Origin of the sequence: [Clostridium] polysaccharolyticum, assembly GCF_900111595.1 — a bacterium.
Taxonomy (GTDB): domain Bacteria; phylum Bacillota; class Clostridia; order Lachnospirales; family Lachnospiraceae; genus Clostridium_AI; species Clostridium_AI polysaccharolyticum.
In genome coordinates this window covers 63,313-89,569 of record NZ_FOHN01000003.1, presented here as the reverse complement: position 1 = coordinate 89,569, position 26,257 = coordinate 63,313, and the positions used below count along the sequence as shown (strand labels likewise).

Below are 26,257 nucleotides of genomic sequence, written 5' to 3'. Positions count from 1 at the left end.
ATGGCAAGAAAAAACGACAGCCCACAAAAAGCTGCTATGAGAGAAATGATGCGTGACTATCTGAAGAACAATGATGTCCAGTATTCTGGAAGGTGTACTCGATGAGGAGTTAGACAAGGAATTGGGGTATTCCAAGTATGATTACAGGAATAAGAAAACGGACAACAGCAGAAACGGGCATTCAAAGAAAACCATGCACACAAGCTATGGTGATATGGACGTTTCCATTCCACGTGACCGCAATGGAGAATACGAGCCGCAGCTCATTAAGAAATACCAAAACACAGTTACCCAAGACATGGAAGAAAAATCCTTTCTATGTATGCAAAAGGAATGACTACCGGAGATATTGAGTCTCACATGAAAGAAATGTATGACATTGATGTCTCAGACAGCACCATAAGCCGTATAACAGACAAAATCATGCCTATTGTTAAGGAATGGCAGGAACGTCCTTTGGAAGAGGTTTATACGGTAGTATTTATGGATGCCATTCCCTATCATGTACGAAGTGAAGGACGAATTGTAAAACGTGCAGTTTACATAGCATTGGGGATAGATATGGAAGGGCATAAGGATGTGCTGAAAATGTATGTAGGAGAATAAGTAGGATTCCAAATATCCTAAAATATATAAATCATGGAATGACAACTGGGCTACGCTTTCTACTTATTTTAAATATCCAGAAGCGGTACGGAGACTGATTTACACGACAAATGCAATAGAAGGGTTTAACAGACAGCTCCGCAAGGTAACCAAAAGCAAGACGGTATTTCCATCCGATGACAGCCTTATAAAGATGCTGTATCTGGCCACAATGGATATCACAAAAAATGGATGAAACACCGCCATGACTTGGGCCAGAGCCATTCCCAGCTGGAAATCTATTTTGAAGAAAAGTTAGACAAATATAGCATTTAAAACTCACCTGTTTTCACAGGTTATATTGACATACAAAAAAATAGTTGTATCATGCAGTTAAGAGTAGGACTGAATAAAGCGCTCCTGCTCCTATAAATCTTACATCAGTTTTATTTATTTACACAAAACTTGAAACAGTCTCTGGTGTTGCATAAAAATCAGCCGCACGAAATCGTACGACTGATTTAGAGCATCTTATTTTAAATATTTTAGACCTGTCTACTTGACAGGGGGCATATCACAACACGTTACATTACACCAAAAATCTTGTCTTTCATTCTGTCTTGTCCTCCATGTAAAATATTTGGAATAACCGTTGAACCAAAATATTTTTCCCCAACTATTTTCTAACCTATTATAGGAAATCGGTAATCCAAAACAACTATATAGGAAATATCATTTTATACCATTACAATTTTCCCAATTACCATTATCGCTAATTTTTTTAAGCAATAAACTCTTTTTATAATTGCATAGCAAAGTTATGTCAAAATTTTTTCATATTTAAATCCTAAGCACGTTAAAAGAGGTCCCGCTTTCGCAGTGACCTCTTTCTTATCATTCATACTATATTATATCATTATTTTATTAACTGGCCATCGTAGTATACTTCTACTGCACCTTCTTCAAAGTTTTCGTAGCTTGCCCAGTTTTCCTGGTTTAATCTAATCTGTAATGTCAATTCTCCAGATTTCATTACGTATGCATCCGCAAATGAAATCTCTAAATAACCGTCTTTAAATTCTCCTTTTACACTGGAACCCAGGCTTACATAATATGGTGCTTCATTTAATGCCAAAGCTGCATTATCACACCAGAACTGCTGTCCTAAATTACCTGACTTCTTATAGTTATAACGAACTGTAAGCTTCGATAAATCAAATGCTTTTGTTCCACCATTTGTAATTGTGTATTTCTGAGAAATTCCTCCAAAGTTACTGGTTTCTACTTTAACTTTTGGACAAATGCCTTCTGGTTTTACGCTTGGCGTTGGCTCAACTGATGGTGCTACACTTGGCTTTACGCTTGGTTTCACACTTGGTGCTACAGATGGCTCTATGCTTGGTTTCACACTTGGTGCTACAGATGGCTCTATGCTTGGCTCCACGCTTGGTGCTACACTTGGCTGTGGAGCATCTGTTTTTTCAAATGTAATTGCAGTCTTATCTGTTTTTACTGCCTTTACTGCATCATAGTAGATCGTTCCTGTTACTCTGCCATCTATGACAGCAGGAGTTCCATCAATTGCATTTACCCAAAGACCGACAGAAGAAATCTTGAAGGAATCACTTGGAAGGTTTCCTTTTGGATTGCCTGCTGTATCTCTTTCACAGAATTCACTAAATGGAATTGTGATTAACATAGGTTCTGTAGAATTTGCGTATTCTGCATATTTATTTAAGTATACTTCGTATACCTTATCATTGGCTGTAATCTGGACTACTGTCTTCTGATTGTTTCCATCTGGAATTGTCCATAACTGCAATGCATTGCATCCAGACCAGTTTGCATCTTTTGCAATTGTTGCACCAGCCCATCCGTCTGCACTTTCATCATATGTGAATTTTAAACCATAGTTTCCTTCATAGAATTTGCCAGGTTCTTTTGTAAGTCCCAAGTTAAGTGAGCAGCCTGAATATTTCATCATTGGCCAAGCCTTATTTAATAAGGACTCTACACCATAGTAATCTTCAAAGTTATCTGCTACCAATGGATCAATCACTGGTTCTGGAATATTGTAAGTTGCATTAATTGTCTGAATTGTTTCTCCATTTACCAAAAGAGCCATTGTTCCAACTGTAGAACCTAATGCTTTTAAAGTATCGGCATCTAATCTTGCTTTGTAATTTACTCCATCCGCTGTAGCAGCAGTTACTTTTTCCACTACATTATCTGCACCGTAAAATACAATCTCTACTTTATCCGCAGCTTCTACATTTACAAGTTTTGCAGTTATATCCGTAGCTTCTAAGATTCTAGAACCGGAAGCTGGGGATGTAATGTATCCATTTGCTGCATCAGAGATAGCGATAGCATCAATCTTAACATCCTTTAACTGTTCCATTGCATTCTGCATGTTAGAAGTAAATGCACTTCTTGGATCATTGTAGAAGTTAATGAAATTATCTAATAATTCATGTCCATATAAAGAACCATCTTCATTTACAGATTTTACATATGGAGAATAGAAACCATCATTTTCAGCAAAGTTAGCCCATAATAAGAAATAACTTGCATCAGATTTTGCAACAGTCTCCATAACCTTTAAGTACCAGTCTTTGTCTTTGTTGCCTACTTTATGTACTGCTGTCTGGTGATCTCCCTTATCTACAGAAGTAGAAGCCATACCAGTTTCTGTTACAGCTAATAATTTGTTATGCTGGCTTGCAAATTCTCCCGTAACATCTAACTGTGCTTTTAATATATTTACGAAAGTATCATCATCCTTAGGATTGTTGTTGTAGCAGTCAAAACCAACGATATCTACGTATTCATCCCCTGGGAAACGTTCTTCATAATCCGCAACAGTTACTGCATCCGCACTTGGACCATATTCATATAACATGTTGTGAACCCCTTTGGTATCACGTAAATATTCTACTGTGTAACGATATACATTCTTGTAAGTTTCTGCATCACAGGTTGCAGTTCCCCACCAGAACCATCCACCTGTATTTTCATGGAATGGCCGGAATATAATTGCTCCATCTACCTGATTTGCATATTCCGCAATCATATCCAGATAAGCATTAAACTTATCATTGTATTTTCCGCCTGGAAGAATCTGATTCATAGTATCTCCAGTTAAATCATTTACCGTATAACCACTGAAGTTGTATTTTGTATAAGAATGAACACCGTCGTAATTTCCTGCCTTTGTTAAGGAGAAGTTTGGCATATGAGCAGAAAGTGTTACTAATGCACCGCTTTCAATTGCCATGTTTGTCAGTGCTGCAGATGCCTGAACGTTTCCTACTAATGTTTCTGGTACTCTTTGTGCTCCCGTCTTCGGTACGATTTCATTGTTGAATCGATATGCACTATATTCCTGTCCTGCTAATGCTAAGGCATCAATACCGAATACACCTGCATAAGCTCCCGTTACATCATAAGTATCGGATGTAGATAAGTCTTTGGAACCTGCTTTGGCAAAGGTATCATCCTGATGTCCGTAAATAACAGTATCCGTAGAGCCAATTGCTTTTAAATATGCATATGCCTGTTTTACAGCATCGGTAGCTTTTCTATCTACAACTGGCACCTGTGTTGCAAGTTTTGTTTTTACTTCACTTCCATCTTTGTCAAATGTAGTAAGAACGCCATCTTTTACACTTTGTTTGTATTTAGCACCTGTTGCCTTTACAGTAGAGTTTACATAAGAGCTTGTTGCTTCTCCTGCTTTCATTACCGTAACATTATCTAAATAAACTGGTCCTGCATAATCCGTTGAACTTCCAATAATACATACGGCTAAGTCATTAACCTTATCTGCATCTGTTAGTGGCTCAAAGTAGAAATGAACTGGAACCTTAATTAAGTTTGTTCCTTCCACTTCTTCAGCATCAGCAAGATCGACATCTGCTGTTGTATCAATATGATCATTGGAGTACAGTTTTAATTTGAAAGAGCCTTTCTTTAACAGAGTTCTATCAAAGATAAAGTCAAGAGATGTCTGATTCGCACCTGTTAAGTTTAATCCGTTGTTATCCCATACACAAGCGGCTAACTGACTCCATGTTTCAGCCGCATCTTTGCTGAAATCACAGTTTACTCTTAACATTCCGTTCTCCTGTTTTACAGAAGATTTGTCTGCACTATGATAATTGAATTCCCAGCCTTGTCCATAATACCAGCCTTGTGCGGAGTTATCAAATGTATAACGTGCTAATGCATTCACTGGTTTTTCCTGAGCAGTTGTAGAAATTAATTTGATATTATCAAACCATACATCTCCAACATAATCTGTATTCACACCTACTAAGCAGATTGCAAAATCATTTACTGCTGCAATATCTTCCGAAGTCAGTTCGCCTAAGTCTACGCTTAGTGAAATTTTCTTAATGGTTCCTTCTACTGTTTCTGCATTTTCTGGCTCAAAGGTAACATTCTGCTCAATTCCTGCACCGTTTGAGAACAGTTTGAACATAAAGTTTCCTTGTGTCATTTTGCTTTCATCATAGAAGAAATCAAAAGTACAAAGGTTTAATCCTGTTAAGTCCATAGTATTATTTACCCAAGTCTTAACTGCCATCTGGCTCCAGCCTTCATCGGCATTTTTACTGTAATCTACCGTTGCTTTTAATTTTCCTTCATCCCAGGATACCGATGAATTTTTAATTCCATCATATTTGTATTCCCAGTTTGTTCCGTATTCCCAGCCGTCTGTCCCTGTTGTGTAACTCCAGGATTTTAATACTTTGCCTTCTTTTGCTGGCTCTTCCTGTTTGCCTGCTGAAAGAAGTTTAATATTGTCAAACCATACGTCTCCAACGTAGTCTGTTTCACTGCCTACTAAGCAGATAGCAAAATCATATGTACTAGCGATATCTTCACCTGTTAAATCTATATCTGTAACAACGGTTACTTTTTTAATGGTTCCTTCTACTGTTTCTGCATCTTTTTCATCGAAAGATACAACCTGTTCAATTCCTGCACCACTTGAGAAAAGCTTAAACTGGAATTTTCCTTGTGTCTTGCAGCTTGAATCATAATAAAAATCAAAAGAACACAAATTAGCACCTGTTAAGTCAAATGTTTTACTGCCCCAAGTCTTAACTGCCATCTGACTCCAGCCCTGATCTGCATCTTTACTATAATCAACCGTTGCTTTTAATTTCCCTTCATCCCAGGATACGGATGAATTCTCAATACCATGGTATTCATATTCCCAGTCAGTACCATATTCCCAGCCGTCTGCTCCTGTTGTAAAATTCCATGCTTTTAATACTTTTGCTTCTTGCTTCTGTTCAGAAGCTGCTTTTGCAACGAATCCTGAAAATGCGTTTTGTGTAACAGTAGTTCCCATAACGGTAGCTGCTAACATAAGTGCACCGATTCGTTTATACAAGTAATTCTTTCTCACTTCTTATTGCTCCCTTCTCTTAATTTTGGAAAGTAGAATTTCCTTAAAATTTTAATTAATTTTAAGTTGCCCTTTTAAGTATTATAAAGTAACTAAATGTAGTTCCTCACGCAATTTTATTTTATCATAATTTTGAATTGTTTTACATTGTCGAAATGAACAAAACAAAGCCTTTATTTTCTCCCATTATATATAACTTATTATAAACAACCTTAAAAATAGTTATATTTTACCCATACTATTTTACTATTGTTCTTTTTAGCTTTTATTTTAAGTTTCTTTTAAGTTAAAATAATTAAAAATGGTTTTCTATGAGAATTTGTAACCGATATCTTCTAACTGTTTAAATAACATCTGGAAAGCAAAAATAAAAAGACCTTAGTGCAAAATTAACACTAAGATCTCAAATCGTCATTTTAACATTTCCCATAGAAATCTTTTGTTAGAATCTTCTATGAGATTTTTTCTTATTAAACCACTACTATCTAAGCTTCCTTCCAGCGTTTCAGATGAGGAAACTGCTGTTTCATCATGTCTCTAGCCTGATCTGCTGTCATGTCTTTGCAGGATTCTAACATATAAGGAATGCAGTTTTCAATGAACTCATCCATAGTTCCCTGAAAGAGAAACTCTCCTTTATCATAACAGTACTTACAGTAGTCTTTACTTATGGAACCATCCTTCTCGGTCCCATACATTTCATTTGTCTCACCCATTGGCATTCCACATGCCTGACAATATTTTTCTTCCATACTTTTACTCCTTTTGTTCTACCTGCCTCTGCACTTCCCCTTTGAGGTCTTTCATATATGTTTTCTGCATCTTTTTAATCGGAAAAAAGATATAAGAAACCAGTTCTACTAACGGATTCTTGATTTTAATTTCCTCAACGAACTCCAATCTGGTTACATTTTCGTTTACTGCAAAAAAGCTGCCGTGCCATACACCTTGCATGTTATTGTTTCCAAAAGAAAATTCATAGTATTTGCATGGTTCTTTCGCTTCAATTGTAAACTTCGTTGGTATTCCGTTCTTTGTATACTCTACAAATTCTTTTTCATTTAGCACTTCTACTTTCGATAAATCACTTCTCCATTGGGTATGGTAATTATCGGTCACGATATCCCATACCTTTTTCTCATTTGCTGGAATCTCTACTACAATAACTGATCGTCGCATCTTCTTCTCCTTTATGTTCAGCTAAGTCCTTGTTCTTTTGCCATCTGGGATTTTGATGTGATTAGCCTTGTCCGTCCTTCAACCTTAACTAAAGTTTCTAATTCCTTCAAGGCATCTTTAGCAATCCACTGACACGCCTTTGATGAACGCTCTTTTAATTCCTGTGCAGTTTCAATAGCACGTTCCAGATAGTTATAATCTATCTTTCCAATCTCTCTAAGTGCCCAGGATACTGCCTTTTTCACATGTTCTCGATTATCCTCCGAACATTCCTTTATCAAGTTCAGATAACTTGTAATCTCTTCCTCTGTTACATTTTTTTCATGTACAGACACACTGGCAATCAGCGTAAATACAGCTCTACGGTAATAGGTATTTGAATTATCACACCATTCCAGAATCAAATTCTGGTATCCTGGTATCTTAATAATCAAATTCTTACAAATATGATCACATAAATCCCAGGAATATACCTGTGTCATCATTTTTCGAACATCGTCAAGAGTTACCTTCTTTTTTTCCATCAATAGAACTGCCAAAAGCTTCGCCTCATGATAACCAGTATTCCATAAATCCCATGCCAGTTCATTTGATCTTCCTATCTTCGGAACCATTTTTCTTAACATAACCGTCGATACACCGATACTATTTTCTTCTGGAATACCCATTCGAACAACATTTTGTTTAAATTTATCAGAAGACATTTCTTTTAATTGTTGTATAATCTCTTTCGCTTCCATAATGTTCCTCCCTGTTCATTATAACAAATTTCTTTCTAAAACAAAACATTTTTTTAAATATTGCCAACTTGTCATTTCTTATACAAATTCAGGGGCAAAGTGCACAAAACACACCTTGCCCCTTATAGTACAATATCAAGACTATTTACAATATTTTTTTAGTTTGTCCACTTTATCAGTGCGCTCCCAATGAAATCCTTCCACTTCGTCTCTACCAAAGTGTCCATAAGATGCTGCCTTTTGATAGACTGGTTTTCTTAAATCAAGTTCTTCGATCATACCAGCAGGAGTTAATGGAAATTCCTTTCTCACGATCTTTACCAAATCCTCTTCTTCTAGCTTAGAAGTTCCGAAACTGTCAATGTGAATTGATACAGGCTCCTCTTTGCCTATTGAGTAGGCCAACTCAATCTGACATTTATCTGCCAGACCTGCCGCCACAAGGTTTTTCGCAATATAACGTGCCATATAGGCTCCTGTTCGATCAACCTTAGTTGGATCTTTTCCTGAGAAAGCTCCTCCACCGTGTGAGGCATATCCTCCATAAGTGTCTACAACTATTTTTCTTCCTGTTAAGCCAGCATCCGCTGTAGGTCCACCTTCCACGAATCGTCCCGTTGGATTAATATAGATTTTAGTGTCCGATTTAAGCATTTCTTTTGGAATTACCTGCTTAATCACATATTCTGTTACCATCGTTTTACATTCCTCTAAAGTAAGTTTTGCTACATGCTGAACGGAAACAACAATGGTATCTACTTTCTTAACTTTGCCATCTTCGTATTCTACCGTCACTTGTGCTTTTCCATCAGGACCTAACTGTTCAGGAACAGTTCTTCTATACTCATCTAGCTTCTTAACCAATTTATGTGCCAGTGTGATGCTAAGAGGCATTAGCTGTTCCGTTTCATTGCAAGCATAACCAAACATCATTCCCTGGTCTCCCGCCCCCGTTACCTTGTCCGTTTCTACCCCTCTGGCAATATCAGGTGACTGTTTCTTTAACGCTAATAATACCTTACATGTATTTCCATTGAATCCATATAAATCATTACAATATCCAATATCATTTACTGTCTTTCTGATTATTTTCTCATAATCCACAGTGGTATTTGCTGTTATCTCTCCGGTTACCATAATAAGACCTTCTGTGGCTACGGTTTCACATGCTACATGGGCTTTGCTGTCCTTAGCAATAATTGCGTCTAGAATAGCATCTGATATCTGATCACACATTTTATCTGGATGTCCAGCCATAACCGACTCTGATGTAAAATAACTTATTTTTTTCATACCTTTTCCTCCGATTTATCGATAATTGCTGATGTCTTTGCTAATAACAGATAGAAGAGTAATAATACAGAAAAGCATATTATTGTAAATGCTAACCTCTGGTCATCAAAATGTACACTTCTAAATGTTGAAGCCACATCTACTACAATGAAAAACAACAAAAATTTGACTACTGCAAGACGTTTAATCTTACTTGCTACGACAGCACCAAATGGTGCCATAATGATTACAATAGGAATTGCAAGCGGAAAACTTCTAGCAGCATCTGAATTCACACCATCAAATAAGAACATTCTCATGAGCAAGCCCATAATGGACGACAATGCCATAATAATATCCGAAGTAGGATTCAAAACCTTTTCATTTAACCGGAATAGAATCGTTGCCATGGAAAATGCCAGAATATCTGCTCCGGTACCTAAAACAGAAGTAAAGATACCACCAAAGATTCCTATGACTATCAAAAGCAGTTTTGCTCTCGTATCTGGAATTTTAAGATTATCATACATGGGTTTTTGATTTTTGCGGAATAAATAGGTTTTTGCAAATAACGATGTGCCAAAGGCAGCTGTCATAATGGAAAACAGGATTTTCATACTACCGGAAGAAATATAAGGAACCACGAATATATTTCCTAATACCAAGCCAAAGAAACTGCCAATTGTACAAAAAATTGCTACTGTTTTTTCAATTGGTATCTTTTTCACAATAATCGTTATTGTAGCACAGGTCATACCAAATGATTGAATTCCCAGTGCAAAATCCCTGGCCATCATAGGATCGAGCTTTAATGCCTTACAGAAGATAGGGAAAGACACAGCTCCTCCACCACAGATAGTGAATCCAGAAACAAATCCGCCAAATACCATAGTAAGGGGAATTGGGTAATTTTTTATGTAGCTTCCAAATCCAATACTTCTCATGTAACCAAAGAACCATATTAGAAATACAATGATATACATTACACACTGTATTCTAATATCTTTCCTTTTCCAGAAACTTGTTTTGTTGCTTTGTTCCATTACTTTAGCAGTCTCCTTCCTACTAAATATTCATAAAGGCACGGTGGCGTCATGCTGTCATTACACTCGGTTATTTTATAATTTGGAAGAATTTCAAATTCTTCTTTACTCACCTCAATAGGATCTTCTACTTCATCTTCTGGGCTCACAGTCAGGATATCATGATCCTTTTTCATTCTTACAACACCATCTTCATCAGGAACAAGATAAATCGCATCCCAGTTTACGATATCCTTCTCAAATTCATAGTAATTCAGACGCACAATCATTTTATCAAGCTGCGCCTTATTGATTACCTCGATATCGGATCGAAGCACCTTTTTATCCCTATCAATTTCTTCTCTGTAGCCAAAGCAATTGGTAATGAACACTCCACCTGGCTTTAGGTATTTCTTAAGATTCTCAAGAGCTCGATGATAATCATACATACTAATTGGAATGAACAGCAGAATGATTGCATCAAACTTTGGAATCTGGCTGCATACCTTGTCAATCTCCTCTGGTTTCAAGAAATCACACACTCGCATATCAACCTTTACATCGTTAATCTCAAAAAGTTCATTTGCAATCTCAACCGATCTCTTATCACGTTCAAGTCCAACAACATCGTAACCAAATTTGGCCATGTCTATTTCATGACGTCCTGTTCCTGCACCAAGAGAACAGATACGATTACCATCTGATCGTTTATGTTCCTGGATGTATTTATGTAAAATCGGATCAAACACATCATACTGCAGGTACTTATCACGGAACAGATCCAGATATTCAACCACACCTTCGGGATACGTTACTTGCCAACTTTTTTCTTCATTCATAATCCTTTCCTCCTTGTCGATACTCTAATTTATCATTTTCAAAATACAACTCAACATTCTTGCTCTTACTAGAATTATCTGCCATTAACTCAGCAATTGTTTCAATAATGTTTCTTGATATGTCTCGTTTCACTACTTCTTCTTTACGCTCTTTTAGAATCGATCTGCGAACCCAATCCATAACTGAAGAATCATAATGCATCACTATATTCTGCTTCTTTAGGTTACAGGCTAACCTCTTCATATAAACTTTTGTCGCCTGCTCTAGTTCATCCAGTGTTAAAGGTTTAAATGTTACATTACCAAACGCAATCTCTCCGAATTCACTCTGGCCTGTCTTCGTGCCATGTTCCGTACACTCGTCTGCGATAATAACCGCATTTCTCATGCGATATCCATTACCCCATATATCCGTTACCATGCTTCCTTGTATTACCTTTTTCAAAAATGCAATGATATCCGGATGGGCTGCTTTGGCATTGCGAATCACCACAAACAGCCTTGGGAAATTTTTAAGCTTCTCCACCAGTATTCCACTTTCCTGACTACCTACATACCCGGGAGGTGCTCCGATTAGCTTGGATATTGTGTGCTTTTCCTGATAGGTACTAAGATCTAACTCCAGATAAACTTCTTTCATCGGAAAATACGAATAGCGAATTGCCTTAATAAACTCTTCCTTTTCACAGTCACTAATTCCTGAGAACTCTAACAGACAGTTTGTAATATTTTCTTCCTGCATCATAAACTGCGACACTAAAAGATACTTTCTTAGTTTTAATTTTTCTTGTTCATTACCAAACAGCGAGGCTAACAATACCTGAAGTTTACCTGCTTCATTACCTGCCTCACCATTGCTTCCCGGAATGGAAATCTTATATTTCTTTGCGATAAAGCTTCTTACCATCTCAGGGGTAACTTCCTTTTTCATCATTCTGTTGGCAATAACCCCGATATCATCCAAGATATCCAGTGCCTTATCTGGGAACTGACGATTCATAATATACTGGTCCGCCAGATCCACACATGTGCTAAGAGCCTCGTCTTGATAGTACACTTTATGGTATTGTTCATAAGTTTCTTTTACATTACGCAGTAGCTGATATGTCTCTTCTTTATCCAGTTCCAGAACAGGAACACTCTGAAAACGTCTTACTAAGGCTCCATCTTTCTCCACATAGATTTGGTACTCTCGAAACGTTGTCGCCCCAATAACCTTTATCTCTTTTCTAGCAAGAACTGGCTTAAGAAGATTCGCAAGGTCAAAGCTGCCGTCATTTCCCAGACCAACTATTGAATGAAACTCATCAATAAACAGAATCACTTTTCCCTTTACTTTCTTAATCTGCCCAAACAGATTTTCCACACGCTCCTCAAACTCACCTCGTCCTGAAGCTCCTCCAATTAATGACGCAAGGTTTAATGCTGCCACATGAGAGTCCCATAATTCCTCAGGAACCTCTCTCTTGGAAATTTTCTTTGCTAACGCTTCGACCAATGCAGTCTTTCCTACTCCAGCCTCTCCCAGAAGCAATACATTATTTTTCTTACGTCGCATCAGCACCAGAATCATTTGCTCAAGTTCTTCCTCTCTTCCGAAAAATGGCTCGTCACTAGCTAAAGCACCAAATGTCATATCTACACAATGATCAATCTTGATTTCCTTTGGATTCTTGTTCCCAACGGGATTCACTACCTCAGTCAGGTACTTATCTTTAATTTTTTCTCGAAAATGAAACTCTGGATAGGTTAGGCCAAAATAATAATAAGGAATCTCGCCTTCTACTAGCAAAAGACTTGTCAGCATCGTATAAGTACCACTCTTGCTGCATTTCTTTAAAATGCTTACTAATGTAGTGTGCGTAACTAATCTGCTGTCTCTTTGCTTATTTAACTTGTTATTCTTCCAAAGAGTTTTCTTTAAGTTTTCTGAATCACATCCCAATTTTTTGAACACATGGTCTATTTCTTCCCCATGAAGATTAAGTAATGTGTACAGTGCAATTTCACAGCTAATTATCCATTGGCCAAATTCCTTTGTCTGCCGTTCTAGTTCCGTCTGAAACTGCTTCAGATCTAATCTATCTTCCATTCTACGTCCTCCTCATTTTCTTCATATAGGTACTAAAGATACCCACACAGGTAAGTATAAATCCTAAGCACATACCTAAAAGGACTCCATACACTCCTGTAAAATGTGTAAACAGAATAGTTCCTCCAATTCCAACTCCCCAGTACATAACAAACATCATTACTAATGGAGTTTTCACATCCCCAAATCCTCTTAGTATTCCACTAAATACCACAATAAAGTTGTACAGGAAAATGACTATTGCAATAAGATACATATAGTTTTCTGATATCTTGTAGAGCAGCGGTGTCATGTTATCCGCCACGATAAAATGTATCATCCATTTCTTACATAATAATATCACCCCAATGCAAGCAGCATTGTACAAGAACAGAGTAGCTAATGCGGTTTTTGATAATTCTCTAACCTTATCCATATCTCCCATTGCAAAATATCTGGATATGGGTTCTGTAATAACCTGAGACAACGCAACTGGGAACATATACATAAGATTGAGCCATGATACTGCAATGCCAAATGCAACAACTGCTGTCGTGCTCATACTAGATAAAAGACTATTGCCGAACGAGAAAATCAAATATTCCGAGAAAAATACCAGTCCTGTAGGAATTCCCAACTTAACAGTGGGTCCAATGTATTGCCTATCGGCCTTAACGAGCTGTCTCCATTCTGGAATAATACTACTGTCGCTACGAAGTACACAGAATGCGGTTAAAAAGATAATCCAGTTCGTTAAACTGGTTGCTAGGGCACATCCTTCAATACCAAAGCCGCGAAATGCACCAAATCCATAGATAAAGATACGATTGAAGAAAATATTTAATGCTACTGAGACAAAAGCCAGGATGGTAGTTAGTTTTACCCTCTGGTAGCAAAGAAGGATATTACGAATCAGGTAAAACATTACCCAGGGTACAATACCTGGCATGATTCCTATTGCATAGCGTTCTGCTATCCTAAGCATCTCAGGATCTTTACCCACACACAGATTAATCTTTACTGCAATGAATAGAAAAAGAATTGTTAACAGTGATGTAACTAAGGAAATTCTGTAATAAGCAACCGTAATTGCCTTTCTCTTGTCTTCTGAATCCCTGAATCTGCTGTTTCCGATCTGTACAGCAATTGGTATAATCATCCCCATACAGAATAGAAGTCCCAGGTTATAGAAGGATGATACTAACGTTCCAGCAGCCAGCCCTCTGCTGCTCACTCTTCCCATCATTACAGAATCCGACATACCGATTAGGATTAATGCCAGCTGAGATGCTGTAACACCTAGACTTAACCCAACAAGTTTTAGTACTCCTTTTCTACTTTTTTCACTCATACTACTGGTCCTTCTCTGCGGTTTTGACACTCATTTTCTGAGCAGATACCGTTTCCACCGCTTTCACCTTCAGATTATCATCAAATTTGTTTTCTACTGGTGTATAGCTATGTACTACAAATTCAGTGAATCTTCTGTCTTTAATCTTTGCTGTCATATGAAGCACACCCATGTGTTTTGGAAGATATCCAAGTTGTACTCCTGTTTCATCAAAATACATGTCAATAATATCTTCTTCCCCACTTCCATCACCCGAGATAATATTCACATTGGAAAGTCTGCTAACACCTTCCATTGGAGAGTTCAACACATCGGATACAATATCAGGCGTAACTGGCTTTTTAAATAGTGGATGAAAAATCTTTGCATCTTCCGTAAATAAGGAAGTAAACATATCCATGTCATTTTCCTCCCATGCTTTACCAGCTAATTTTGCTAGATCATAAGCATTTTCTACCTGAATATCCTCAATTTTCTTAAATTTCTTACCTTGATTCTCAGTCTCCACAATTTTATAACCGAATACATCAAATCTAACAAATTCATGATTCTTTATGTATGCTGTAATAACCATATCTCCCTGATACTTTGGCGTGTAACCACAATTGTTTCCCGTGTCGTAAAAGCTCATTTCGATCACATCATTTTCTCCAGTACCATCGCCATCAATCAGTTTATATCCTTTATACTCAGAAGTTCCTTTTACATTGCAATTAAGAACTTCAACGATTGTTCTAGGATCTTCATCATTTACAAAAAAAGGATGATTAATTACTGCATTCTCTGAAAATAAGGCAATAAAATCATCTCCTCTGTTTTGAGCCCATGCATCCCCCAGAATTTTTGCCATTTCTTCTACACTCAAATTACTCATGCTAATTCCTCCTTCTGAATCCGCACAATTTCATATCCCTGCACATCTAGATAGGTTATTTTGTGGTTTTTCACTTTCATAAAAATCTTCATAACACCCTGCTGCTCTGGAACATATCCAATCTGATCACCCGTTTCAATAAACCTGAGCACTGCAGTGTCCTTAATTCCTTTACCACTCCCGCTTTGCAAAGCAAAACTATAAAGTTCCGTAGTTCCTAACACATTGCTGTTCATTACATCAACAACAACCTCAGGTGTTGTTTCCTCAGAATACATAATGTGACGTATCGCTGCATCTTCATTGAACAAGTCAAGAAATTCAGCACCATAGTTGCTTCCCCAGTATTTTGCCAGTTTAATCGCAATAGCTAGTGTTGAATCAAGAGCCAAACACTCCGCAAATGGTAAGTCCGATGCCGTTCTCTCTTTTACTTTTTCCCAATTTCTGATTTTCTTAAAGTAGCCTTTTTCCAAGGTAATCTCAGTTATCTTTTCATTCTTGATGGTGAAGAGCATCGGCATAATCCCAACATAACAGATATCTGGTACACGACTTCCTGAATCACAGATAAACAATTTGATCTGGTCATTGATCCCATCTCCTTCTCCCTTCACTAATTCGTATCTTTCCAGTTCTGATGTACCGCTGACTGCGGTATTAAGAACTTCCATTGCTGCTTCCACATTAATTGGTTTTTGAAAGTAAGGATGGTAAATTAATGCATTTTTCTCAACTAAATCATAGAATGCATCTGGTTGATTTTTCTCCCAAGCTTTCATAAGCCCACAAACGATTTCAAATGCTTTCATTATTTCCTCCTTATACCCTGCTATTCAATATTGTCCGCAGTTTATCCTGATCACTTAACTCCAGATAGAACAGCCGATTATCACCGATGCTGCCTAGTCCCTTAATTAATGGGGACACCTGCATTCCCTTCTGGCAAAGAATTGTAACGGGGATATCTAATGCCGTTGCCCATCCAATCTCCACACAGGTACCTTCTGAAAAGCATCTAGTCAGATATACAATGAGCTTGTCTGAATTCTTAAGTTCTCTAAAATCCCGAACCGCACAATCCTCTGGTTTTGCAATTTTCTTTCCCCATTTTTCCTTTTCAATTGCAAGGAATGTCTCACAGTTTCGTTCTTTAAGCATTTCCGCAATGCTGCTAATCTGGGATGCCATAACACTATCAAAACAGCCAGTTTCAGAATTTATTGCGTTTGTAATTGGTGTAGAGATAAACACTTTCTGTTTTCTATTCTGATAAAGCGATTTTTCTACAAATCGAAAGTGAACTTGATACTTGTTTTGAAAATACTGTAGAACTTGAGAAGGTCTTTCTCTCTTCTCTTTAATATAGAATTGTGACTTGTCTGGCGAATTATTTATCTCTCCACGCTCTGTATAACCAAGTACCTCAGAAGTTCCTGGACTTAAAACGTCAAAGTAATCCAGCATCTCTCCAAGGAACTCTTTACTCTCTCTAGTAGTTAAAATAACTTCCGCATCTGGCAAATACTCTCTCACTTTGCATATCACTTTCTTGTATAACTGATCATCGCAGCAGTCACGTTCTCCTACAATTCTAGGAAGAGAGACCTGTATCTTACAGTCGTGGTACTTCTCTTTCAGGCATGTACAATGTGCAAGTAATGCATCTGTATCAGAATACGGATTACCAGCACCAAGAAGGATTCCTGGATTAACCATTACAAATCCGTGCTCCAGCCATTTCTCTAGTGTCTGAAAACGCCTGTCATAATCCGTCTTTGGCACCTCAGGATTGTACTTACCAAACTTTTCTTCATATACCACTCTGTCATAAGTCTCTTGGAATACAGCAAGACCAACTTGTTTCGGATAGAGAAAATGTCCATAAAAATAGGTAATTTCATTATCATCAAGTGCTCCAATATTAATGGTGACTCTTTCATACCCCATCTTGAATGCTTCATTTACCACTTTTACAATTCGTCGAAGATGATTCGTCCGATACTCACCTTTTTTATATTCTCCTGAAAGAATCATTACCCATCGAATCCCTTCTATGCGATAGAGAATATCTAACTGCTTCCGAATCTCTTCTTCCGTACCATCTATTCGCTCCAATCTACTGTTCTGGTGACTCATACTACACATACGACATTCCGAATCGCACAGATTGGAAATGTAGATTGGAACTGCCACATCCAGCGTTCTATTCTTCATCGCACTCACCTATTACATCTTTCCATTGATAAAGATTACGTGGCATATACTCTTTTAGCTTACATCCCCAGTACTGCGCTCTTCCTCGGTTGGAGAAATTAAAGAACGTCTTAGAAATATTGTCTATGTAATATTTTCCCTTCTCCGTAATAACAAGAAAATCAGACTCCAGTTCTACATAACCAAGTTCCTGCAGCTTAAGGATTTCGTATTTATAGATATCTGCTAATGCAATACCAAACTGCTCTTTAAAGTTCTTTAATGGAACTTTAAGCATTCTGACCCCAAGTGCTACGTATCTAGCCATTGCATCATCCAAAGACCATCGTTTTCCCATAAGAATCGGCATCTGTCCAGCTTCCATGCATTTCATATACTCTTGAGGGTCATGGATATTTGCCCAAGAGCATCCATTGAAATTCTCACTAAATGCTCCAGCGCCAAATCCAAGATTTATTCTCTGTGGTGCTCCCCAAAGATCCATAATCTGTCTGTTTTCATGACCTGGAAGCGAGTAGTCTGGCTGGGCAACCTGAACATACCCCTGTCTTTTCAGATAATCAAATATGTAGTAAAACATATCCTGTTCCATCTGCATTTTCTCTTGTCTTTCCTTTACGGAATTCAGCTTTCTTACCTCTGGATCTAATGCGTATACACTAAGTCCTTGAACCCCAGCATCTACAGCAAATCTTATATCCTCTGTAAGCTCTTCAATGGTCTGATCTGGAAAGTTATACATGATATCCATAGCCACAGTGTCAAACCCAATTCCCATTGCCATTTTGATTACTTCCTTGTTTCGTTCCGCATTCTGCCATAATTTCAATGCTGTAAGATTTTTCTGCTGAAAGGACTGAATGCCAAAGGAAACTCTGGTTACTCCAGCTTCTTTAATTCCTTCTAAGTACTCTTTCGTAACTGTATTTGGATGGCATTCCAAACAAATCTCACATTCTTCAAGCAGCTGGTATTTCTCCTTTAAAATGTTTATAATTTCCTTTACCTGCGCAAGACTTAAAATACTTGCGGTACCGCCCCCAAAATAAATTGTACTAACCTTTGATTCTTTCGATAACTTATGTTCTGCATATAACCCAATTTCCTTCTCTAAGCATTTTACGTATCTGCTAAACTCTTCTTCCTTAACTGGCTCATGTGTGAATGGACACATGGAACAGATAAACTTGCAATAAGGAATGTGAATATACAGTGTCATCAATTTTGTATTCTTATCCAGATAGTTGTCATTTCTGCTAATATCACGAGCATTGAAATCCTCAAAATTAATTGGAAAGCACCATGTATAGCAATCTCCTCTTTTCTCATAATCGAGAATCTCATCTGGGCAAATGTTACTTTCTAAATATTTCACTTTTACACCTCATTTCTCAAATCAATAATTTTCCTTGTCTTGCCCCTTTGGGTTACAATAATATCCGACTGGTCAATACTTAACTTGAACTTAACATGTCCCGTTTCTCTTAACCCTGTCAAATCCTCACTACAATTCCAAAGTGCATTGATGATCTCCTCTTCATGAAAGGAGTCTTCTTTGGATTTTCTCTCAATACGGATCAATACCTCATCCAATCCTGGAACCAAGGTGGAAAGTACAATCTGGTAATTCATAATATCTTTAAAATACTGATCGAGTACCGTTTTTATCTGGAATGCTCTCATTGTAATACCATCAAACAGGGAAAATGCATCATCTGCACGCCCATAGACGTGAATAAGAGGTCTTTTGCTGCCACACTGACACTTCTCTTTCTCCACTTCGATAATATCTCCAAGTCGATAACGAATTAATGGAACACCTTTCTGGTATAGCGAAGTTAAAACAGCTTCTCCTATAGAATTTCCTTCTTTCTTCGGCCTAACTCCTTTCAGTTCCAGTAGTTCTAGATAAAATAAATCGTCAAAGAAATGAATACCTGCATGATATTTGCAATCACCTGCTAATCCATCTGTTTCCTCACTTCCATAAAAATTAAATGGTGTCGTATGAAAATACTCTTTGATCTTCTCAATTCCTGATTCTGTCACTGGCTCTCCTGCCAGGATAATAGTGCGAACCCACGGAACACTTGCAATGTTCTCTTCTTTTAGTAACTTGATTACATTAAGGATTCTTGATAAGGATGTGCAGATAACACTTGGTTTATATAGTTTTATTAAAGAAACATATTTGTCATTATTCATCGCAATTCCTGCTGGTATTGCAAGTGCCCCAATCTTTGCAAGGCCACCCGACACAAGATATCCAAAATGCGCCATATCAAAAGGCTGTCCTATAAATACGGTATCCTCTTTTGTTACTCCCGCCATTTTTAGCAGTTCTTCCAGTACATCAACACTCTTTGCGGTATCCTCCTTCGTTCGGTAGATTACTTTAGGATTGCCAAGTGTACCGCTGCTACTGGTAACGCGATACAGATTCCCTGCTGTTGATTTTAATTCCTCAAAATGTGTAACCAAATCATTTGCGGATATAATTGGCAGCTTTTTGAAATCCTTAATGTTCTTCCATTCATCAGGATTAACCCCCTCATAGAGTTTCGTATAGAATGGAATGTATGTTTGAGCGTACTTCACCATATCTATAAGCTGCTTAAACGTTTCCATGATTATCCTTCCTTTCCAACTCTAGAAATGTCTTTGTTAATTTTCTAATCTCTTCTACGATTTTGATAAATAGCTGTTCCCCCATCTCTTCTGTTGCTCCAATGTTTGAACTTAATGCCCCCGTTTTGCTATTCACACAGTCTATATGAGAACTATAGATTCCTTTATAGACACCGTCTTCTTCTATGCACATTTTTCCTTTGACTGACGAAGGATTAAGATACATTTCCAGTGCAGTTTCAACAATTCCAGCATGTTCTTCTTCCCAATTGCAAAACCGTCCTTTCGTCTGTTTAATCATGTAGTCATCTGTAAGAATATCCCACCAATTGATTACGACGATATTACAGTTTTTCAAGTAATCCGCCTTTTGTGCTGCCTCACACAAAAACGCATAATTCTCATAGTGACCATTCAGAAGCAATATCCGTTTTGCTCCATTTTCAATAAACCGAGTAAGAATATTCTGCACAACCTTTATGTAGATCCCACCATCCAGATAAACATTTCCTTTGAATCGGTCTCCTCCACCACTATTAGAAAGCGATCGTGCTCCGTAAGTCAGACCTGGGGCTAATACATACCCCGCTTCCTCACATAGCCACTCTGCTACTGCGTGTGCGATATCATAATCGACAGAAAGTGGCAGATTTATTCCATGCTGTTCCACACTTCCAACTGGTATAACAAGCCAATTGTGATGCAAGCACGCTTCTACCTCTGTGTGAATCCTGTCGCTATACTTTTGTGTATTTATGTACGTCATCCCCCTTTTAAAGCAGTGTTTGAATATGAGTAATCCCGAATAGATACATAGCACTACATATCCCGACCGCATCTGCTCCTGCTTTTAGATACTCATTCACATGCTCTTTAGTAAACACTCCACCTGTACCAACGATTTCACAGTCTATATCCGCCAAACGCAATGTCCGAATCTGTTGCAAAACCTGAGGACGAATAGACTCGCCTGATTGTCCTGCCGAAATCACGTTTCCCCCATCTGGAATATTTACTGGAAATGAATCACTTAATACAATCCCTTTTATCCCTGTGCCAACTGCCCGTCTCACTATCGGTAAAATGCTATACTTTCCACAAAGCTTTAGATAAATTGGAACCTTTACTTTTGAAGCAAGCTTTTCTACTCCGTTAAGTATTGTCTGCCATGGGATATTTGTGGTATTTGGGCATGAGATACCTAGTTCAATAGCAGGAACTCCTATTTGCTCCAGATGTTTGATTATATAATCCAATTCTACGTTGTCATTAGGGCATATGCTTGGAATCATAATTCTTCCTTCTTTGGCTGCCTGTGACAGAATCGGTAGCCACTCATGGAAACTTCGTTTTGAAAATCTGGTAGTGTTATATAAGTCGTTCCCATTCGACCAGATTCTCTCTTTTCTTTTATCCATATGGTGCAGGCTAATAGATTTTGTAATAATTCCTGCCACTCCATATGAATATAGACGTTCCATGCAGACATTGTTATCTGTAATATTGCTGGATGCTATAAATATCTTTTCTTTACTCTCTCTATAGGAAAACATGCTATGCCTCTGGAAGCGACCAGTTATCTACTAGTTCCTGAGGCATTTTAATTCCACTCTGATACATAAACATGGTCATCATACCTTGGTGGAAAATCTCATGAGAAATGATGTTAACAAAATGCTGGGTAACTGGAAGATCCATATCAAACCAGAAAACACTTTCCCTGTATGTTTTATCTTTCACAATTTTCTCCAGTTTCTTATCGGAGTCTTTTAACATCTTTTCCAGTTCCTTTTTACTTACCGAATCCGAGAATCCGAATACATCAGGTACACCAGAAAAATCCATGTTGCCTGTAACCATGGCATCAGCATATGCATTCGTTACTACCGCCATCTCTTGAAAATGTTTTGAAAAGGTATCTAATCCAGGACGATTCCATTTTTTATTCAATTCCTCCTCGGATAATTTGTTTAGAATCTGATAGGTTACTGCACGGTTTGCAGCAAATGTAAGCAAAAAATCATTTAACATAATTACTTCTTCCTTTCGTTTTTAATATTATTGATATGATGAATGAAATTCTTGCAGCGATACTCTCTTCCTTCTTGTATATTGGTTCCTCTAACAGAACAATGCTCGCAAAAACTCTGATTGCAGATCTCTGATCCTTCACACATCAGACATCCCTGTTCCTGTCTTTCTTCTTTCTTTATTTCGTTCACTAGCTTTTCTAGATGCTCAAAGCTTGTTACCTGATCCACATGACCGATACTCTCCGTACTCTTCCATGCAACAGGACATGGCATTAAGCTTCCATCTACTGTTACTTTTATGGTTGCATTTGATAAACAATCTTGTTCCTTTCCTCCCATTGCCCAGCCAGCAATTCGATTGAGCGTATTCACTGAAATATGTAAATTCTCACTATCTACGGCCATCTGGAGTAATTGGTCTTCCACCTTATTTAACTCCTCAACATCTGGAAGAATGGTAGAGTCGTCTGCACATCTGCCTTCAATAATCAGTGTTGGAAAATGGATAGAATGCATACGGCATGCTTCTGCGTATTTCACTACATCTATGACTTCATGGATATTGCATGCAAGAATGCTCATGGAAAGTCCCATCTGCGCTCCAAATCCTTTTTCACTAAGATAATCAATTACTTTTCTTACTTTTTCATATGTATTCTGACCTCGTACTTCTTCGTAAACTTCTTTACTATATCCGTCAAAGCTGATTTGTAAAAATACATTTGGATTTTCTTTCAGTATCTGTTCATAGTAAGAACCATCGAACTGAGTTCCATTAGTAGTAATAACAACTCTTTCTTCTCTAAATATTTTTATCACTTCTAAAATGTGAGGATGCAGAAATGGTTCTCCTCCTGTAAGTACAATTCCGCTAGTTTTCTTCTTCACCTTCGTATAAAAATCTCTGATTTTTTCTTTCGCAAGGTATTGCACTTTAAAATTATCATTAAAATTAAAGCAATGTTTACATCTTAAGTTACACAATGTTGTTAACTCAAAATATATTCTATCAATTCTTCTTTCCATCATTACTCCTTAATTTAGAATGCCGAAATACAAGGTGGCCAATATACTACTAGCCTTGTTGATATCTTTGTAAACCGTTCTTTTATTGATATTGTACTTATCAGCAATCATGCTGATCTTATCTTCTCCTCTTAAGTAATTGTCTCTTTGACCATCACATTCCAGATAGAGTTCAGATATAATCTGATAGCATCGTTCCTCCTCCAGCTTACCTGATGTAATACAGGCATATTTTAAGATTCGCAACGCTATATCAAATCTTTCTTTTACAAAGATAATATACTCAACAGTGTCTACCCCCATATTATGTTCTACTATCCTACTAATGTTAGCTTTTTCATCTGGATGCTCTTTTTCATATTGCATCATAATTTTATATTCTTTTAAAATCCACTTTATTTTTTGAATCCCCGCATCTCTTTGTTCCTTAAGCCACTCATTCTTCTTTTGCTCACATATTCTGATAGCAATTTGACTTGCTAGTATCGTTACCTCCCTTAGTGTCTCCTCATTCATAAATACTCCTCCAATCCCAACATATGGCGGGCTCAAAAGAGCCCGCTATATAGATGTTTATCCAGTTGTATACTAGCATATTGCTGACTGCCATGCTGCATTACATTTGCTTTTTTTAAAAAACTTCATCCACATATTTCCTTTCCTCCTTTTCTTTACTCAAAACCGGTTTCTGTACATTTACTATAACCAATCTAACATATAATTTATATGCCCTTAATTTGCCCTCTCAATTAATTAGTGTAAAATTTAGGTAAATATTTCCATATCAAAAAGATAATCTTCATAAACCTTATACAAAACTTTTCATATTTATTATGAACTTTTGATATCTAAACATTTTTTCCTTAAAGAATTGAATACTTGGAATTTTTTACAAAAAAGTCATTCATTGCTTAGTGCGATCCCCCCCTTTTATTGTAATTGGATACAAAAAAAGAGGCATAGTCAATTTTAAATGAACCATGCCCCTTTCAAGTCTTTACGCTTTCTTATTCTCTTGTTTCTCTTCCTCCTTTGGCATCCATTTTTTCCTCTCCACAAAACGCCCCATAATAAAAGCAACCGTTCCAACACCTATCGCTGTCTGAAGGCAGAAAAACAAACTTTCAATTTCACCAGGAAGTTCTCCTCCAATAGCAGTTTCCAGTACTGGAGTAAACCAAGGTTCATAACCTCCTGTAATTTCATCTACCATAACACTTCCCGCATCATCAGAACCACCAAACTCTGCTCCTCTTAAAGCTAGAAATGGCACAATTGCAAGCATGACAGCTACCAGAATCAAACTAATCACAACGCCCTTGCCGACACTTTTTTTCTCTTTTTTCTCTTTTTTCTCCATACGTTCCTCCTTATCTGTACTTTAATGTACACCATAAATTATCTGCCTGCTCCAATAAAACCGATCTTTTTTAATTCCATAGAAGCATATTTCTCCAGACCAATCATAATCAAAACAGTAATAATCCCTTCTAGCAGACACAAAGGCAACTGAGTTGGTGCAAATACTCCAAGGAATTTTACAACAGAAGTTCCTGCACCTGATGCAGATGGATATGCCAAAGCTAACTGTACACTTGTTACACAATACGTAAATAAATCGCCTAATGCTGCTGCTAAAAATATAGCCACATAATTGCTGATTTTCGTTTTCTTTAACAGCTTATAAATTGCAATGCTTAAAAGTGGTCCTGCAATTGCCATGGAAAATGTATTTGCTCCCAATGTTGTCAATCCACCATGAGCCAACAGAATCGCCTGAAATAACAGAACAATCAGGCCAAGTACACTAACCGAAGATGCCCCTAATAAAATTGCTCCCAGACCTGTTCCTGTCATATGAGAACAACTTCCTGTTACAGATGGTATTTTTAAAGAAGATATCACAAAAATAAATGCTCCCGACATAGCAATCAGTGTAATATTTTTTCTATCATTCGCAATTTTTTTCTTTAACGAAAAAAAACCTGCCACAAGAAATGGCACACTCACAATTCCCCATCCAATACAATATACTGGTGGAAGATATCCCTCCATAATATGCATTGCCTCAGTATTTATTCCAATACTAAGCATCCATACACACGCCGTAACTAAAGCCACAATAAATCTTTCTCTTTTTGTCATGCTCTCTTTCCTTTCTTATTTCGTTTTACTCTATTGCAAAAGCCTCTCTAACTCTTCCAGATTTTTTGGCAAGCCACTTTTCTTCAAAAGCTTTTTTTTCTTTAAAAGCTCATAAACTTCCATAATTACTGGTTTCTTTAAGTTGGTTGCTTTCAATAGGTCTTCCTCCATAAAAATAGCCTCTGGAGAATCATCTGCAATCATTTTCCCATTACAGAACACCAGCACCCGTTCTGCAAAACGATATGCAAAATCTACATCATGGGTAGAAAGCAGTATGGTTTTTCCTTCCCTTTCTAACTGCTCTAAAGTTTCCTCTAGCATTTGAGCACTGACAGGATCTAAAGAAGCCGTCGGTTCATCAAATACAACTATTTTAGGCTTCATGGCTAAAATATCTGCAATTCCTACCCTTTTTTTCTCTCCACCGCTTAAATAATGTGGCGGCCGGTCTACATAATCCTCTAATTCCATCTGTCTTATAGCATCCATGGTATACGTTTCTACCTGTTCTCTTGTAAGGTTCATATTCATAGGGCCAAATGCAATCTCTGACTTTACCGTAGAAGCAATGATCTGGCTATCTGTATCCTGAAATACAATTCCCACATTCTCCTGTAATTTCTTTCTCTGCTTTTTATTGCATATCTTTTCTCCAGCTAAATAGATTTCCCCTGAATCTCCAGTGCGTACACCATTTAAATGAAGAAAAAAAGTAGACTTTCCTGCTCCATTCGCACCAAGAACTGCTATTTTTTCTCCCGCATAAATAGATACCGAAACTCCATCCAGTGCCTTTTTCCCATCTTCGTAGGAAAAACTCACATTTTTAAGTTCTAAAATGTTCTTCTTCATG

Annotated in this window: 22 protein-coding genes and 1 pseudogene; 1 reads left to right on the top strand and 22 read right to left on the bottom strand. The window is 37.4% G+C overall.

Features of this window, described 5'->3' with window-relative positions; all coding sequences use genetic code 11:
- Positions 1-921 (top strand): annotated as a pseudogene (locus tag BMY85_RS16240) (IS256 family transposase).
- 580 nt (positions 922-1,501) lie between these two features.
- On the opposite strand, the gene BMY85_RS02785 reads toward BMY85_RS16240, so the two are convergent.
- The 22 genes from BMY85_RS02785 to BMY85_RS02680 form a co-directional block, all read right to left on the bottom strand.
- The gene (locus BMY85_RS02785; protein ID WP_092476184.1) at positions 1,502-6,004 is read right to left on the bottom strand and encodes a glycosyl hydrolase; all 4,503 of its coding nucleotides are present in this window, start codon (positions 6,002-6,004) and stop codon (positions 1,502-1,504) included.
- Between the two features lie 485 nt (positions 6,005-6,489).
- A complete protein-coding gene (locus tag BMY85_RS02780) occupies positions 6,490-6,756 on the bottom strand; it encodes a zinc ribbon domain-containing protein (protein WP_092476181.1) in 267 nt (88 codons plus the stop codon).
- A 4-nt stretch (positions 6,757-6,760) separates the two neighbouring features.
- Positions 6,761-7,183, bottom strand: a complete 423-nt coding sequence (locus BMY85_RS02775; protein ID WP_092476178.1) for an SRPBCC family protein — start codon at positions 7,181-7,183, stop codon at positions 6,761-6,763.
- A gap of 17 nt (positions 7,184-7,200) precedes the next feature.
- Positions 7,201-7,923 (bottom strand): DNA alkylation repair protein, encoded by a 723-nt coding sequence (locus BMY85_RS02770; RefSeq protein ID WP_092476175.1) that lies wholly within the window; start codon positions 7,921-7,923, stop codon positions 7,201-7,203.
- Positions 7,924-8,064: 141 nt separating this feature from the next.
- Complete coding sequence (gene metK, locus BMY85_RS02765) at positions 8,065-9,216, bottom strand: methionine adenosyltransferase (RefSeq protein ID WP_092476170.1); 1,152 nt, start codon at positions 9,214-9,216, stop codon at positions 8,065-8,067.
- Positions 9,213-10,238, bottom strand: coding sequence for a sulfite exporter TauE/SafE family protein (locus tag BMY85_RS02760; RefSeq protein WP_092476167.1), 1,026 nt, complete (start codon positions 10,236-10,238; stop codon positions 9,213-9,215). Before BMY85_RS02760 ends, metK begins: the two co-directional genes overlap by 4 nt.
- Positions 10,238-11,056, bottom strand: coding sequence for a class I SAM-dependent methyltransferase (locus tag BMY85_RS02755; protein WP_092476163.1), 819 nt, complete (start codon positions 11,054-11,056; stop codon positions 10,238-10,240). Before BMY85_RS02755 ends, BMY85_RS02760 begins: the two co-directional genes overlap by 1 nt.
- The gene (locus tag BMY85_RS02750) at positions 11,049-13,148 is read right to left on the bottom strand and encodes an AAA family ATPase (protein ID WP_092476160.1); all 2,100 of its coding nucleotides are present in this window, start codon (positions 13,146-13,148) and stop codon (positions 11,049-11,051) included. The genes BMY85_RS02755 and BMY85_RS02750 overlap by 8 nt, the downstream gene beginning before the upstream one ends.
- Before the next feature lies 1 nt (position 13,149).
- Positions 13,150-14,478, bottom strand: a complete 1,329-nt coding sequence (locus BMY85_RS02745; RefSeq protein ID WP_092476157.1) for an MATE family efflux transporter — start codon at positions 14,476-14,478, stop codon at positions 13,150-13,152.
- Position 14,479: 1 nt separating this feature from the next.
- Entirely contained in the window at positions 14,480-15,352 is an 873-nt protein-coding gene (locus tag BMY85_RS02740; protein ID WP_092476154.1) for a hypothetical protein, read from the bottom strand.
- Positions 15,349-16,164 carry a hypothetical protein gene (locus BMY85_RS02735; protein ID WP_092476151.1) on the bottom strand — a complete coding sequence of 272 codons (816 nt, stop codon included), beginning with the start codon at positions 16,162-16,164 and terminating at the stop codon, positions 15,349-15,351. Before BMY85_RS02735 ends, BMY85_RS02740 begins: the two co-directional genes overlap by 4 nt.
- A 10-nt stretch (positions 16,165-16,174) precedes the next feature.
- Positions 16,175-17,569 carry a nucleoside 2-deoxyribosyltransferase gene (locus tag BMY85_RS02730; protein WP_092476148.1) on the bottom strand — a complete coding sequence of 465 codons (1,395 nt, stop codon included), beginning with the start codon at positions 17,567-17,569 and terminating at the stop codon, positions 16,175-16,177.
- Complete coding sequence (locus BMY85_RS02725; protein WP_092476145.1) at positions 17,559-18,944, bottom strand: coproporphyrinogen-III oxidase family protein; 1,386 nt, start codon at positions 18,942-18,944, stop codon at positions 17,559-17,561. The genes BMY85_RS02730 and BMY85_RS02725 overlap by 11 nt, the downstream gene beginning before the upstream one ends.
- A 2-nt stretch (positions 18,945-18,946) precedes the next feature.
- Complete coding sequence (locus tag BMY85_RS02720; protein ID WP_092476141.1) at positions 18,947-20,197, bottom strand: phenylacetate--CoA ligase family protein; 1,251 nt, start codon at positions 20,195-20,197, stop codon at positions 18,947-18,949.
- Positions 20,184-20,963, bottom strand: coding sequence for a creatininase family protein (locus BMY85_RS02715; protein WP_177180591.1), 780 nt, complete (start codon positions 20,961-20,963; stop codon positions 20,184-20,186). Before BMY85_RS02715 ends, BMY85_RS02720 begins: the two co-directional genes overlap by 14 nt.
- A 7-nt stretch (positions 20,964-20,970) precedes the next feature.
- Positions 20,971-21,750 carry a beta/alpha barrel domain-containing protein gene (locus BMY85_RS02710; RefSeq protein ID WP_092476132.1) on the bottom strand — a complete coding sequence of 260 codons (780 nt, stop codon included), beginning with the start codon at positions 21,748-21,750 and terminating at the stop codon, positions 20,971-20,973.
- 1 nt (position 21,751) lies between these two features.
- The gene (locus tag BMY85_RS02705; RefSeq protein WP_092476128.1) at positions 21,752-22,228 is read right to left on the bottom strand and encodes a DinB family protein; all 477 of its coding nucleotides are present in this window, start codon (positions 22,226-22,228) and stop codon (positions 21,752-21,754) included.
- A gap of 2 nt (positions 22,229-22,230) precedes the next feature.
- On the bottom strand, positions 22,231-23,256 hold the full coding sequence (locus BMY85_RS02700; protein ID WP_177180590.1) for a radical SAM protein: 1,026 nt from the start codon (positions 23,254-23,256) through the stop codon (positions 22,231-22,233).
- A gap of 9 nt (positions 23,257-23,265) precedes the next feature.
- On the bottom strand, positions 23,266-23,772 hold the full coding sequence (locus tag BMY85_RS02695) for a hypothetical protein (protein ID WP_092476123.1): 507 nt from the start codon (positions 23,770-23,772) through the stop codon (positions 23,266-23,268).
- A gap of 481 nt (positions 23,773-24,253) precedes the next feature.
- Complete coding sequence (locus tag BMY85_RS02690) at positions 24,254-24,616, bottom strand: energy-coupling factor ABC transporter substrate-binding protein (RefSeq protein WP_092476120.1); 363 nt, start codon at positions 24,614-24,616, stop codon at positions 24,254-24,256.
- A gap of 38 nt (positions 24,617-24,654) precedes the next feature.
- A complete protein-coding gene (locus tag BMY85_RS02685) occupies positions 24,655-25,401 on the bottom strand; it encodes an energy-coupling factor ABC transporter permease (protein WP_092476117.1) in 747 nt (248 codons plus the stop codon).
- Positions 25,402-25,431: 30 nt separating this feature from the next.
- The gene (locus tag BMY85_RS02680) at positions 25,432-26,256 is read right to left on the bottom strand and encodes an energy-coupling factor ABC transporter ATP-binding protein (RefSeq protein WP_092476114.1); all 825 of its coding nucleotides are present in this window, start codon (positions 26,254-26,256) and stop codon (positions 25,432-25,434) included.
- Position 26,257: the final 1 nt, after the last annotated feature.

Bases quoted from the DNA above. Each gene is read 5' to 3' on its own strand.
- BMY85_RS02780 (WP_092476181.1), bottom strand. From the start codon at position 6,756: ATGGAAGAAAAATATTGTCAGGCATGTGGAATGCCAATGGGTGAGACA.
- BMY85_RS02775 (WP_092476178.1), bottom strand. From the start codon at position 7,183: ATGCGACGATCAGTTATTGTAGTAGAGATTCCAGCAAATGAGAAAAAG.
- BMY85_RS02770 (WP_092476175.1), bottom strand. From the start codon at position 7,923: ATGGAAGCGAAAGAGATTATACAACAATTAAAAGAAATGTCTTCTGAT.
- metK (WP_092476170.1), bottom strand. From the start codon at position 9,216: ATGAAAAAAATAAGTTATTTTACATCAGAGTCGGTTATGGCTGGACAT.
- BMY85_RS02760 (WP_092476167.1), bottom strand. From the start codon at position 10,238: ATGGAACAAAGCAACAAAACAAGTTTCTGGAAAAGGAAAGATATTAGA.
- BMY85_RS02755 (WP_092476163.1), bottom strand. From the start codon at position 11,056: ATGAATGAAGAAAAAAGTTGGCAAGTAACGTATCCCGAAGGTGTGGTT.
- BMY85_RS02750 (WP_092476160.1), bottom strand. From the start codon at position 13,148: ATGGAAGATAGATTAGATCTGAAGCAGTTTCAGACGGAACTAGAACGG.
- BMY85_RS02745 (WP_092476157.1), bottom strand. From the start codon at position 14,478: ATGAGTGAAAAAAGTAGAAAAGGAGTACTAAAACTTGTTGGGTTAAGT.
- BMY85_RS02740 (WP_092476154.1), bottom strand. From the start codon at position 15,352: ATGAGTAATTTGAGTGTAGAAGAAATGGCAAAAATTCTGGGGGATGCA.
- BMY85_RS02735 (WP_092476151.1), bottom strand. From the start codon at position 16,164: ATGAAAGCATTTGAAATCGTTTGTGGGCTTATGAAAGCTTGGGAGAAA.
- BMY85_RS02730 (WP_092476148.1), bottom strand. From the start codon at position 17,569: ATGAAGAATAGAACGCTGGATGTGGCAGTTCCAATCTACATTTCCAAT.
- BMY85_RS02720 (WP_092476141.1), bottom strand. From the start codon at position 20,197: ATGGAAACGTTTAAGCAGCTTATAGATATGGTGAAGTACGCTCAAACA.
- BMY85_RS02715 (WP_177180591.1), bottom strand. From the start codon at position 20,963: ATGACGTACATAAATACACAAAAGTATAGCGACAGGATTCACACAGAG.
- BMY85_RS02710 (WP_092476132.1), bottom strand. From the start codon at position 21,750: ATGTTTTCCTATAGAGAGAGTAAAGAAAAGATATTTATAGCATCCAGC.
- BMY85_RS02705 (WP_092476128.1), bottom strand. From the start codon at position 22,228: ATGTTAAATGATTTTTTGCTTACATTTGCTGCAAACCGTGCAGTAACC.
- BMY85_RS02700 (WP_177180590.1), bottom strand. From the start codon at position 23,256: ATGGAAAGAAGAATTGATAGAATATATTTTGAGTTAACAACATTGTGT.
- BMY85_RS02695 (WP_092476123.1), bottom strand. From the start codon at position 23,772: ATGAATGAGGAGACACTAAGGGAGGTAACGATACTAGCAAGTCAAATT.
- BMY85_RS02690 (WP_092476120.1), bottom strand. From the start codon at position 24,616: ATGGAGAAAAAAGAGAAAAAAGAGAAAAAAAGTGTCGGCAAGGGCGTT.
- BMY85_RS02685 (WP_092476117.1), bottom strand. From the start codon at position 25,401: ATGACAAAAAGAGAAAGATTTATTGTGGCTTTAGTTACGGCGTGTGTA.
- BMY85_RS02680 (WP_092476114.1), bottom strand. From the start codon at position 26,256: ATGAAGAAGAACATTTTAGAACTTAAAAATGTGAGTTTTTCCTACGAA.